The sequence below is a fragment of the Gottfriedia luciferensis genome (assembly GCF_002156865.1).
Lineage (GTDB): Bacteria > Bacillota > Bacilli > Bacillales > Bacillaceae_G > Gottfriedia > Gottfriedia luciferensis.
This window is the reverse complement of sequence record NZ_NCTA01000011.1, coordinates 1-12,837: the sequence shown is the minus strand read 5'-3', so window position 1 is coordinate 12,837 and position 12,837 is coordinate 1. Positions and strand designations below refer to the sequence as shown.

General features: G+C 30.2%; 16 protein-coding genes and 1 pseudogene. All 17 read right to left on the bottom strand.

Annotation, left to right across the window (positions count from 1 at the left end; translation table 11 throughout):
* Positions 1 to 3: 3 nt before the first annotated feature.
* Entirely contained in the window at positions 4 to 615 is a 612-nt protein-coding gene (locus B7R67_RS09920; protein ID WP_088069974.1) for a hypothetical protein, read from the bottom strand.
* 143 nt (positions 616 to 758) lie between these two features.
* Positions 759 to 1,088, bottom strand: coding sequence for a hypothetical protein (locus B7R67_RS09915; protein ID WP_088069972.1), 330 nt, complete (start codon positions 1,086 to 1,088; stop codon positions 759 to 761).
* 239 nt (positions 1,089 to 1,327) lie between these two features.
* Entirely contained in the window at positions 1,328 to 1,678 is a 351-nt protein-coding gene (locus B7R67_RS09910; protein ID WP_088069970.1) for a hypothetical protein, read from the bottom strand.
* Between the two features lie 330 nt (positions 1,679 to 2,008).
* The gene (locus B7R67_RS09905) at positions 2,009 to 3,607 is read right to left on the bottom strand and encodes an SIR2 family protein (protein WP_088069968.1); all 1,599 of its coding nucleotides are present in this window, start codon (positions 3,605 to 3,607) and stop codon (positions 2,009 to 2,011) included.
* 202 nt (positions 3,608 to 3,809) lie between these two features.
* Positions 3,810 to 3,989 (bottom strand): hypothetical protein, encoded by a 180-nt coding sequence (locus B7R67_RS09900; protein ID WP_088069966.1) that lies wholly within the window; start codon positions 3,987 to 3,989, stop codon positions 3,810 to 3,812.
* 167 nt (positions 3,990 to 4,156) lie between these two features.
* Positions 4,157 to 4,711 (bottom strand): hypothetical protein, encoded by a 555-nt coding sequence (locus B7R67_RS09895; protein WP_142289538.1) that lies wholly within the window; start codon positions 4,709 to 4,711, stop codon positions 4,157 to 4,159.
* A gap of 205 nt (positions 4,712 to 4,916) precedes the next feature.
* On the bottom strand, positions 4,917 to 5,657 hold the full coding sequence (locus tag B7R67_RS09890) for a DUF4304 domain-containing protein (protein ID WP_088069963.1): 741 nt from the start codon (positions 5,655 to 5,657) through the stop codon (positions 4,917 to 4,919).
* 181 nt (positions 5,658 to 5,838) lie between these two features.
* Positions 5,839 to 6,258 (bottom strand): hypothetical protein, encoded by a 420-nt coding sequence (locus tag B7R67_RS09880; RefSeq protein ID WP_088069960.1) that lies wholly within the window; start codon positions 6,256 to 6,258, stop codon positions 5,839 to 5,841.
* A 156-nt stretch (positions 6,259 to 6,414) separates the two neighbouring features.
* Positions 6,415 to 6,744 carry a carboxymuconolactone decarboxylase family protein gene (locus B7R67_RS09875; protein ID WP_088069958.1) on the bottom strand — a complete coding sequence of 110 codons (330 nt, stop codon included), beginning with the start codon at positions 6,742 to 6,744 and terminating at the stop codon, positions 6,415 to 6,417.
* Positions 6,745 to 6,835: 91 nt separating this feature from the next.
* Positions 6,836 to 7,507: a Crp/Fnr family transcriptional regulator gene (locus B7R67_RS09870; RefSeq protein WP_088069956.1), complete on the bottom strand. Its 672-nt coding sequence runs from the start codon at positions 7,505 to 7,507 to the stop codon at positions 6,836 to 6,838.
* Positions 7,508 to 7,979: 472 nt separating this feature from the next.
* A complete protein-coding gene (locus tag B7R67_RS09865) occupies positions 7,980 to 8,447 on the bottom strand; it encodes a DUF4367 domain-containing protein (RefSeq protein WP_158095063.1) in 468 nt (155 codons plus the stop codon).
* 399 nt (positions 8,448 to 8,846) lie between these two features.
* On the bottom strand, positions 8,847 to 9,653 hold the full coding sequence (locus tag B7R67_RS09860; RefSeq protein ID WP_088069952.1) for an aldo/keto reductase: 807 nt from the start codon (positions 9,651 to 9,653) through the stop codon (positions 8,847 to 8,849).
* A 207-nt stretch (positions 9,654 to 9,860) separates the two neighbouring features.
* Positions 9,861 to 10,376: a hypothetical protein gene (locus B7R67_RS09855; protein WP_088069950.1), complete on the bottom strand. Its 516-nt coding sequence runs from the start codon at positions 10,374 to 10,376 to the stop codon at positions 9,861 to 9,863.
* 511 nt (positions 10,377 to 10,887) lie between these two features.
* Positions 10,888 to 11,322: a YxiG family protein gene (locus B7R67_RS09845; protein ID WP_088069947.1), complete on the bottom strand. Its 435-nt coding sequence runs from the start codon at positions 11,320 to 11,322 to the stop codon at positions 10,888 to 10,890.
* A gap of 163 nt (positions 11,323 to 11,485) precedes the next feature.
* Positions 11,486 to 11,950: a hypothetical protein gene (locus B7R67_RS09840; RefSeq protein ID WP_088069945.1), complete on the bottom strand. Its 465-nt coding sequence runs from the start codon at positions 11,948 to 11,950 to the stop codon at positions 11,486 to 11,488.
* A gap of 122 nt (positions 11,951 to 12,072) precedes the next feature.
* On the bottom strand, positions 12,073 to 12,459 hold the full coding sequence (locus B7R67_RS09835) for a hypothetical protein (protein ID WP_088069943.1): 387 nt from the start codon (positions 12,457 to 12,459) through the stop codon (positions 12,073 to 12,075).
* 170 nt (positions 12,460 to 12,629) lie between these two features.
* Positions 12,630 to 12,837: pseudogene (locus B7R67_RS22090) on the bottom strand (hypothetical protein); the annotation flags it as partial.

Below are 12,837 nucleotides of genomic sequence, written 5' to 3'. Positions count from 1 at the left end.
TATTTAATTGTCTATTTGAATAACAAATTCAAAGCCTGTTGGTTTTTGATATGGTATTTTACATTCTTTGAATATTAACTTTATATTTGAAAGATCATTAGGTAAAGCTGGTGATATGGTGAATGTAAAAGAATTATGAGTTCCTGATCCTCCCCCAAAATTGTTGCGGCAGTCATAATCAACCCCTTGTGCTTCTATAGATAGTTCAAAAAATGAAGATTCTTGAAACCTTCTTTGTTCGATATCTGATTCTTCTTTATCAATGGTAAAATGAACGACACTTGCATTTTTAAATTGACGTACAAATGTTACTGTATAAAATACACCATCTTTTTCGAATGATTTTAGTAATGGTATATTTTTCAAAAATCCTTTTGGTTCGACAACAGGTTTATATATATCTTCGTTTAATAAGTGTGAAAAAACACTATTTAGAAAATCTTCATAGAAGTTATATTTCAATGACCACTTAACAATAAGTTCTTTAATTGGAAAACCAGGGTTATTATTTGAAAGTTCCTTCCGTTGATTAATTAAATTACATATTTGTTCATCTATTACTTCAATTTTTGAATCGTAGTGGTCTGTAGGTGGTTCAAATGGCATACGCTTCATGTTTTTGCCTCCAGAATCAATTAATAAGATAATTCTAACATAATTTATTTAGCTGATTCACTATCGTGCCAATTAGTACAATAAAAAAGAACTACCTAGGTAGCTCCATGTCCTCAACTAACGCGCTCGTTAGTTACTTATCTTCATATATGATTTCCTATTATCTTTCCATTTTTACGCTTCGCCCATTGTTCGATTTTGTTATCTTTGTTCAAGTAAAGAATGTATTCTATTCCTTTTTCCTTATCATCTTTAAGTGGTTTCACTATATACGTTCTCGAGATATCCCACAAAGTACCGTTCGATTGTCTATTTACTACCTTAATATCAAAACCCAATTTTGATTCTATTTGTTGAATTTCCTTATGTCTGTCAATTAACTGCCACCTTGTTATTCCTCCAACCACTAAAAGTAAGATTCCTATTCCAATAAATATAATCCATTTTGAAGTTTTCTTTTTGATTAACGTCATTTTATCCCTCCTTTGTACTTCCGAATTATCATAGAAAATAACGATTGAATTAGTAATCCAATTCGTACGATGACAACAGAACAGTTATTATTTTCCATATTTTTCCTAAGTTATTCTATTCTCCAACTAGCAAAATAATCCTTGTTTAACTATACTGACAATCTAAACAAAAAAAAGACCGACGAAACTGTCGATCATGTTATGTAACTAACGCGCTCGTTAGTTGAATAAGAATATGATCAATCATCATTATCTTCAGAAGAGATATAATTGATAAATTGATCATGTAATTGAATATTACTTTTTAATGAATCATTACTATCCTTATCAATTAAGTCAACTTTATATGGCAAATCTCCATAACCATCAATCATTTCCATTATTCTATAAATAACAGTTTCAGCAAGTTCATTTTGGACATTTCTAAAGGCTGTAATGTCTTCTTCAGAAGTTAATTTTTGTTTTAGTAACATATACTCTTTGTTTAATGAACTATTTCGTGGATTATTAAGAAATGATTCTGATAAGTCAACTTCAATATCCTTAATAATTTTCAATGCATGTAAAAACTCTATTTGATGATCGTTCATACTAATAAATCCCTTCATTAATTATTCATATCTCTCAATATATACTATCATTCCATATGCAACTAAACTGTCATTTTACGCAATAAAAAAGACTTGCTGAAGCAGTCGAACGTTGTTTAACTATCGCGATCGTTAGTTGAAGAAAAAGCAATTAAGTTTCTTTCTTATTTAAGAAAGCTAAATCAAAAAATGCTAATCCTAAACTATGCTCTTAGCAACATTTTTTATTGACAATTTATCATAAAAAATCTAATATAAGGGTATAATCAAATGAAAGAAGATAACCCAATGAAATTCATATCATCTGATATGAACACTTCATTGGGTTATTTATTTTTTGTACTTATATAAATCATAAATTGAAATTAATCTTTTAAATAATCCCTGACTATCGGGGGTGTATGTATTAAATTTTGGCATTTCCTCTTTTAAGAATTTCTCAACATCTTCTAATTCCAAATTGGAAAAATTTTTAATAATCCACAAATACATTCTTCTTGTAGAACTCTTCCATTCGTATGGAACTTCAGCTATTGTATTACCTTTTGGAATATGTTTGAGTGATTTTACAATCGCACCATTTAAATAATCTTCAACAGTATTATGTTTTTCAATAAACTCTATTACTTTAGGGCAACAATTTAATTGTTCTTCAGTTAGTCCATTAACATATTTGTAAATTGGTAATATACTTTGAGATTTTAAATAATGTTCTTCATAAGTATCCCTCAAAATTTTCTCATTATTTATACCTTTGTCATTAAATAAAACGTCCTCGAAAATTTCCTGCATTGGTCTTATTTTATAACCATAGTTATTTATTTCTTTAATATTTCCAACTGCAATTGCAAATTTTTGAGACGGACCTACGTTAGATAAATCATTTATATCTTCTAACAAAAAAGTCATGACCTTTTCGTTTGCCGTATTTGCCAATGTTGATTCAATTACTATATCTTTTACGATTCTTTTAACTTGTTTAACTGTATTAAGGTTCATTGATGGAGTTAAATTAGCTAATTCATTATATAATTTCAAGTAATTGTCAGTGCTGAGAATTGAAATTGGGAATGTTGTTTCTTCACCAGAGTATGACTTTGCATTAAACCAATATACTTTTTCAACTATGTCACTTTCGTCCTTAGAATACTCTACCAAATAAAAATGATCCTTTAAACTTTCGATTTGCTCTTTAGTTAAACAGCTAACCAAGTCCATCAAAATATGTTGTATATCCGGATCGCTCATTGAGTAACCTATAAAAATAACTGGATTTTCACTTATTAGGGTTAATAACTTAGCACTAAATAATTTAGCATTATTTTTAAATGCTTCATAATCTTCAGAGGTAATTACAATATTATTCGATTCAGTAATACACCCGTGAATTTTGTACAATTCTCCTAGTTCTATAGAATTCGGATTGAACAATTGTGATTGACCAATGAATACACTTTCTTTATGTTGTTCAAATAATTGTTCGACTAAGACATCATAATTTGTTGTTATTAATGAAATAATTTTATCCTTTAAATTTTTAAAAGCGGTAATTTCTTCTTCTTTTTCAGAAATAATAGTATATGTACTAATAATTTGAGCTATACTTGCTTTAAATGGATTTAACCCCCGATCTATCCATTCAATTTGTTCTTCGTTCATTTCACTTTCATAAAAATAATTATTAAAGATTATTTCAAGTTCACTCGCAATTTTTGCATATATCTCACCTGTTGATATGTTTCTATTTTCAGGGTGAGTTTTTATTCTCGATTTAAAAATTTTATAATCATGACTACTTTTCCCCATCATCTCGAATAATTCTACTAGTAAACCTTCCCAATCAGGCGTGTTTAAGTATCGTTTACTAAATCCGGATCCAACAAATAAAATTGGTAATTTTTTTCCGTTTACTAAGTTATTAAGTGTCATTTTTAATTCCTCCCCCTTACTTTTTTTATGTAGTATACCACATTATTTTATGAATATTAAAAATACACTTCATTTCTAAATTAAAGTGTATTTTTAATGTAGTAATTAAAACAACTTACTCCACGTTATAGATCCACATACACCATCTGCAATTAAACCTTTTCTTGTTTGATGATCCATTATATCTTTCGTAATTACTTCATCAATTACACCACTTAATGGAACTTTCAGCGCTCTTTGAATTCGCTCGACATCTTTTTCCTTTGCTACCTATTTTAAGTGGTTTACCAGGATAAGGAACAATGTCTTTATTTACTGTTTCAGCTTTCGTAGCTGTTACATTAGCTTTTATTTCATTTGTTCCAATCCAATTTTTTGCCACTTCAAAGTGTAGCTTATGCCTCTTTTTCTCTGGCCATGTTCCACCCCAAGTAATTCCTAGCTTCTAAAATATCTTTTTTTACTATCCTGCCATTTACCTCTATAAAAAAGAGCACCAATAAGGTGCTCCTGCTCTTCAACAAACGCGCTCGTTAGTTGAATAAGCTATCATTTTAATCCTTCTTTAAAGAGAATCTCATCACCTGACATATCTACGGTAAACCATGTAGAGCCATCGTTTTCGTCAATATTTTTATTCCAGGCAACTACAAAATGTATTTGAGATATTTCATTTTTATCAAGCTCGTCAAGTTGCACAGAAAGTCCTGTGTAACCTTCTATATATTCAATAATGGCATCTGGTGATTCATGATTAAATGAACTAAATTGATTTGCCATTAAATCATTCTTCTTTGAACGATTTATTAATGTTAATCCATCTTCAGTACCTAATGTCATTTGATTTTCTTCATATTCAAAGGTTATTGCATCAAGTCCTTCGCCACTATTAGGTCCACTAACTAAACCTTTTGTATTTTTCGGTATTAATTTAGTTTCAAAAATACATTTTAAATTGTTAATTAAAGGTTTGATCCTCCAAACTCCAGCGTAAACTTTATCAACATCCATTTGATTTGGAATATTGTAGTCAGGTTCACCAATAACTAATTCAGCAATAAATTTATTGTGACAATAACTAAGTAAAGTACTACCCTTAGACAACCTTAAGCATTCTGGATCTGTATTAGTATTAGAAAAATTGTAGTCAGCAACTTTTAATTCCATCAAAATTTTACCAAAAGGGGTATCTATTATTGGACTACTTTTGTGTATCGGAAAATAGTAATGATTACTCTTAAAAAGTTTCATAGTTTGACTACCTTTCTTTCAGCTTTGTAGTGTTCATCTAACGCGCTCGTTAGTTGAATTACATATTTTTAAATACAAGTCCATAATCCTTCAGGATCTTTCTTGATTTCTGACGATTCGTCTCGACAAGATTATCGAGATAGATTATATTTTGTTCTGCAATTGCCTTTTTAATATCCTTCCACAATTGCAATTCACCACGTAGATATGCTTGAAATTCTTCCTCGCTTTTAAAATCATAGACATCTCCGTCCTGATAGTTAGAAGTTATTGCATCCACATTTTGTTTCCAATACGCTTCAACTCCCTTTAAAACCTCTGAATAGTTTCTTAGCTTTAAATTAATCATCAATCTTTCATGACCGAGATAGGAATATTCTCCGTATCTATTCATTTCATACTGTTCTTCAAACGACAAGTAGTCTTCTTCCGTTTGAACAGATTCAAAAATAGGTAATACTCCTTTTTTAAACTGGACTACACATTCATCCACGACTTCTTTTATGCTTTGAAACTTAAGTGGGTGATAATGAAATTCGCCTAAATCATATCCTACAAAGTCATATAGCCTATAATTACCTTCCTTTAAAAGCTCCTTTTCATTATCTCGAGAAAAAGGAAGTATACCAATATTTAATGAGAAGTCGAAAGGAGATTTTTTAAAAGTGTTTACGGTTTGAATAATTTCTTCATTGATTACTCGTATAAAGAGAGAACCTTTCAATTTAAATCCCAAAGGTAACAATACTTCCTTAAACTTTTCTTTGTATACACTTGATAGAATAGCAGTTAATTTCAACTTATTTCACCTTTCTTTTCCAAATCATTCAACCTCTTAAATGAAGTAATAATTTCAACTAAACTTATAATAATTATATCATTCCTTGTTCCACTATCCTGCCAGATTGCAAACAAAAAGGCTGTATAACAGCCTTTTTGTTCTCCATCTAATGCGCTCTTTAGTTGAATTACTTTTAGTATTAATGATATTGAAACCAAGGAATCCAGTTATCATTCCGATCTTTAACAATATAGAGTTCTCCAGTTGCAGCACTGACAGCTGGAAGCATCCTAGGGAATATTAGTCGAACGAACCATGAGTGATTTGCTACTTCTTTACCACAAAAAGTTACTGCAATACCGTGGTAGTGTTTCTCGAATCCAGTCAAGCTTGCAACAGGTTGAATCTTCTCGATTCGCCATTCTTTATGGTTAAGATCTGTTTCATATACTTTTGGAATAATGTCATTTAAGGCACCTATCAACTTTTCTTTGTCCTTTATATTTGGCATTTGTAAATTCTCAGTTGGAGGGCATTTTGCATTTACTAGACTTGCACCATAAGTTGTGCTTGGGATCATAAATAATAGCATAAATGAAGTTATTAATATCTTCTTCATAAATTACTTCACCTCACTATTACTATCCCCTAATCATGTCTGTTTAATTGTTGTTCTTGTATAACTAACGCGCTCGTTAGTTACATAAGCCTTTTTCTAATAACTCTACGATTTCTCTTTGTCCTTGTCCCTTTGCAAAAGCTAATTCGTGTTCTTTCAATTCCCTTCCTCGAAAGCGATTAAAGAGTTAACACCATGAGCAAGAATTGCTCCTGCTCTAGTAGATGCTGCTACTAAAATAGCTTCAGTAACTTCCTCCATTGTACCTCCAAGTGCCTTATATTTTTTTATGTGTATTTCAATACAATACGGACAACCAGTAACATGAGCTACTACTATTGCAATTAACTCTTTAGTTTTTTTTAAAAGAATAGTCTCTTTCTCAAAGACCGTCTTCTCAAATTGAAAATAGGCGTTTGCAGCTTCAGGGCTTTTCTTTACTAACTGTGGAATTTTCTTTAAATTTTCTGGCTTATAATAAGTCATCTGATTTCCTCCTAGACTATAAATGTTTTGTGCATGAAACGATTTACATCCTTTATTCTAGGATTTTGATTTAATAATTTCAGTGACTTTATCACATTTCTTCAACTAGATCTTTTAATTTTTCCTTTTGAAGGATAAAAATTTTACCCCGTTCCTGTTGAATCCATCCATTTCTTTCAAAATCTTTTAATGTTCTACTGACTACTTCTCTTGCAGTACCCAAGTCTATGGAAAGAGATTGATGAGTAATATAAAGAAGATTGTCTGATGTTCCACTTGATTTTTGGAGCAACAAGTCAGCCAACCTTGAATTTAATGGCTTAAACGTTATATCCTCAATAAGATTCGCAACTGTTGTTATTCTTTTTATAAATAAACGATGAATATATGTATTTATTTCTTTATATCTATGTGTCCATTCTCTAAATAATTGCGCAGGTAGAACAAATAGCTCGGTTTCCTTTTCTATTTCCGCGATAGCTTCATATCCTGTCTCACCTAAAACGCTTGCTAACATGATAACACATGTGTCACCACTTCTTAATCGATACAATGTTAACTCTTTTCCTGATGGACTTATTTTATAAATTCGAATACACCCGCTAAGTACAAAAGAAACATGTTTAAAAATATATCCTTCCTCAATCATTTGACGAACAGGTAGGATCGTTATAAACCCACCGCTATCTTTCCATTCATGTATTGGTATTTCTCTGAAAAAGGGAAATTTATTATTAATCATTTCGATCTGCTCTTTTTTCAAAAGATAACCTCCTATCCATTACGAAATATGGCTTTGTTCAACTTATCTGCAAATACTAATATAAAAAGCAGCCAATGGCTGCCTCAATCTTCAACTAGTACATGCAATAGTTAAAGCAATTTTGTAATTAAAATTTTTTAGGTCTGTCATTAATGGAATGTCTTCTAATTTGTTGATCTAAATTTTGGTCATATTCTTTATCAATTGCTTTTGCTCCAGATTTCTTCTTAAAATAATATCCTACAATTATCCCTAATAGACATAGACCCCAAAATGTAAGCCTAGCCAAGTTATATTAATAACCTCTTTTTTAGATTATTAGTCATTTTACTACTTTTATTTTATTCCACTTAATTCGAAAAAGTCCTTGTCTTAATGAACTATACTGCCATTTAGTTCGATAAAAAAGAGCACCAATCAGGTACTCGTGATGTTCAACTAAAGCGCTCGTTAGTTGAATAAGACTCTTTAACTATTTCATTGTTCGTGCAATTTCCAGCATTTTATTTTTGGATAAACTCTGACTTAGCATTTCTATATATGTTCCAGCTTGTACCCATATCAGTTGTCCACCTACAGAACCATCTGCCCATCCTATATAGTGTGCAGCATGACCATTTACTTCAATTTTTTCAGATTTAAAAATAGATTTTCTAAGTCCACTAGAGTTTTTAGTCTGTCTTATAGCGACCATTAATTCCTTTTCATTTTCATCTAGAAAGTGTAAAGCAATAATAATTCTTTCTGATTCGTTATAAGTTTTTGTATGTAACACCCACTTTTGATTCATTTTTGTTGGCACCAAAATTTTAAAATTTGTTTTTTCTTGTAATTCAGAGACTGTATTACTATTTCGATTATAATTAAAATCTTTTGCCTGAATATCCAATGGTAGACACAAAACAACTATTGAAATTAAGAGTGTAGTTATATATTTCATTAAACACAAACCCTTCATTTTTTTCTTAATATACCCATTCTCAATTATTTCCTTAAATAAGGTTTAAATAAATAAAAAAGCCGACTAAATAGTCGACTATGCTATTGGACTAACGCGTTCGTTAGTTCATTAAGGATATATATATTTTTAAAAATAAATTATGAAAATTTCAGAGTGAAATCACTTTATTAATCAAATATAATTCCACATTTATACTTAGTAAAATTACTCCGTAAAACATGAATTGCATTAATAATTCGTTCCCTTGAAAGCTTTCCTTCCTCTTGTAAACTGCTTAATTGAGTTCGAGAAAAAACGGTACTAAACCACTCTCATTGTTTTGAAAAAATCAAAATCCTAGCGATATTATTCATATCACTAGGATGAAAGACTAACTAATTATAAGTTTTCAATTTTTTCTATATCTTCTGCAGATAATACGAACTCGAAAAGATCTATATTAGATGCTTGATTTTCACAGTTGTGAGATTTAGGAATAACGATTACACCGCGTTGGATTTGGTATTTTAATAAGACTTGTGCACCAGATTTTTTATAGTTTTTACCGATTTCATCCAAAACTTTTTTTTGATGGGCTTCGACTTTCATAGGTCCCCATGCAACAGGTGTAATGCCCTCTTCTTTTAATACGGCAAGGAGATCTTTGTTAGGTTCTTTTAAGTTAACTTGTATTTGATTAACAGCTGGCTTCACTTTAGCGAATTCTTTCAATTCATCTAGATGATTTTTTCCAAAGTTTGAAACGCCGATTGCTTTTAGTTTGCCCGCTTCGTAATATTCTTCAAAGACTTCCCAAGTGTTTTTAAGTTGTACTTTGTCTTCGATAGGGAAGTGAATAAGAAGTAGGTCGAGATAGTCTGTTTGGAAGTTTTTTAGACTCTTATCGATAGCTGCTCGAGTTGCTACTTTTGAAGAAGTATATTCTTCGTTGCCTGGAACTTTTGTCGTAATGAATAACTCTTCTCGAGGTACTGTGCTTTCTGCTAAAACTTTTCCGACAAGTTCTTCGTTTCGATAAATGATGGCTGCGTCTATTGAACGGTAACCCAACTCAAGTGCTGATACGAGTTCAGGAATTTCATTTATTAACGTCCCGTTATACTCGTTATTTAATTTTCCATAAGTATTTGTACCTGTACCTACAATTGGCATTTTTAACCCATTATTAAGTGTTATGTATTCCATAGTTTTAAGCACTCCCTTTGTATACTCTTATTACTTTACTTACAAAACAAATCATAACAAATTATAGAATTTTCAAAAAGCAATATGAAAGAATGCATTAATCCCGTTAATATCAACGCAATAAAGCCGAATAAGCGACTTGTGATCTTGTTGAACTAACGCGCTCGTTAGTTCAATAAAATTTTATAAGTGTTCTACTTGTATCTTTTATTTACTGGCAGGCTGCCAAATCTCTTTTTTGCCATCTACTCGTTCAGCAGTAATACTTAAGTAAGGATTACTATTCAAGTAAAACCAGGCCTTTAAATTGCTATTCTTTAACTTGATAATTTTTGCTTTTATATCACCAATTAATACGTTAGTATAAATTGGATCATTTATCGTTCCACAATAGATATTCTCTTTCTCGTTTTCAGACGAAGAGATATTCCATTTATCATTACAACCTCCTGAAAACATTAGTTTCCATTTATCATCTTGTTTATTAAAAACGGATAGGGAAATCAACTGTCCTCTACCTAAACCATTTTCTTTTAATTTGTATTGATAGAAAATTGTACCAGTATTAGATTGTATATCTTCTGACAATATAGTATATTTTTGAACATTTTTTTCTTTTTTCATTGTCTCATTGAATTCATCTCTTAAAGATAAATTATTAGTACATCCTATAAGAAAAATAAAAATAAAAATAAAAATAACTAAACTAATTTGTTTGTACAAAAAATAGTCCCCCTATAATTACATCCTAATACTTGTGAATATTCTTTATTTGTTTGATTATTCCTTTTAACTCATTTAAAGGAAACCGTCAGTTAACGTCGACTATACAGTCGATCATGTTGTTCAACTAACGCGCTCGTTAGTTGGATTGTGTTTTTTTGTTTTTCTTTTTATTATATAATCCCAAAGTGTATAAACAGTGGTTTGTGAAAATAATATTACTAACATCCAAACACTCAAGTTTTCCGGATTCTGATTACAAATGATGATGACTATAGGAATAAAAATTAAGCTGATTACTAAAAATTTAACCATAATATCTCCTTTTACATTTATTACATATTACTTTCTATTCTACCAATAGGTAATTTTTTCCTTTTTAGGCATAATATTTATTCGGATTATTAGTTTCTTATTGAAATATACTACTAGTTAGCACAAAAAAAAGACCGACAATATTGCCGATCATGTTCTTCAACTAAAGCGCCAGTTAGTTCAATAAGCAAATGCTTTATTGAGGGTACCCTACATCAAATACTTTATCGTTTATAACTACTCGTTTAGCCTCAACAAACAGCATTGAATTCCAAATTTCTATTGAAAAATTCGAATTAGACGAATATTGTTTTACCCAATTATCATCTGTTTTTGAATTAATTGAAATTAATCCTATTCCCTTTGGATAGTAATAAATAGATGTTAATTCTAAATAACTGTCTTCATCTAGCTCCAACAGATTAAATCTATTTTCACTAGTATTTTCAAGAAAATAAAATGACGATACATCTTCGAATATTAGTTTGTAATTTTTAACTATACCATCATTAATAGCTCTTGTATCGAAAACAATTCTATGATTAAAAACATCAATATTCATTTCATCAATAACATTTGCCCATAAATCATCTAAATTCTCTTTTAAATATTTCAATTTATCACTTTCCATCTATAATTTTATATCTTTTATTTTCTCCCCTTTTATATAACTATCCTGCCAGTTAACACAATAAAAAGGCTGCTATGCAACCTTTCGTCTTGTTCAACTAACGCGTTCGTTAGTTGAATAAGCTAATCATTAAATAAAATGATAGATACAACTTAGAAACTAATTACTTATTTAACATTTTTATATATTTAATCATTAAGAAATTGAAATATAATTCTGTTCCAACAGAAGTAACTAAATCGAACCAGTTGGTCTCATTCAAGGAAATTGAAGCAAGAATATAAGGTAGAATTAAATAACCGACTATCATAATAAGCGTAACTAGGACAAAGAATCGGAGTGTGAGTGGAAGATACAAACTAAAATAGCGAAAGACAAATACCTTCCCATCTCCTTGTTGATTTATTTTATATGCTAAATAAATTCCAACTAGATTTATAAGCAGAAAACTAATCATATCAATAATATCTAAGATATTAAAAGTTTTAGTTAATAATTTTAGCGGATAAGCTAGTAAAACTATTGTAAATAAAGAAATACCTATTATTTTCTGGTATCTTTGTGACTTACTGGACAGACTCTCTTCTTTTAAAGCTTGAACGAGCCCTTTTACATCCCAAATGTACATATGTAATCCCCTTTATAATGTCTAAAAAATCATATCCATTATAACACGGACATAAAAGTGAAGGTTGAAGTAGAACTTATTGAACTAATGCTTTCGTTAGTTGAATAAGAAAATTTTAAATTCTATTTACATAAAGTTTTTACTTGTTCATCAAACTCAGTATTACTCTTGTAGAATTCGCCTTTTAATTTTAATAGTTTAAAGTCTCCAATTTCTTTATTTTTATGATAAGCCTTTACTGAGCATCCGTCGTCGAAGAGTAAAAGAACGGCACGGTCTTCTTGATTTTCGTCACGAATAAACTTAATCTTCCTTACATTATTAACCCAATTATTTATATTCTCAAGGTCAGTTAATTCTTTAAAGTTTCCATTTTTACCGTATACGATTTTAGTTATATCTTTATCTGTATAGATTTCCTTGAAAGATATTCCGTCTTCTTTTTTTTGACAGGACATTAAACTTGCTACAATAACTAATAAACAAATGCACAAGAATAATCTTCTCACAAGATGCTCCTCCTCATTTACCTCTAAACACTACATATTATTTAATTCAATTTCCCCCTCATATAATCCTTTCCATATTGAACTATCCTGCCAGTTGCTTCAATGAAAAAAGCTGCTTATTAGCAGCTCTTGATCTTCGACTATCGCGCCAGTTTGTTGAATAAAGAATATTAATTTGGTATAAACTCTCCAATCTTATTTGACAATATAGATGTATCCCACGGATGCCAGAAATAAGTGCCCCCGTCAAATTGCATATCATACTGATAGGCTATTGGTTCGCCTGTATATAAAATAATTTCAAAATAAGTAGGATCACCTTTTGTTGTATCGGGTTGGAAATTCGGATTTTCTTTACTGTTTTTCAAGATTTTTAGG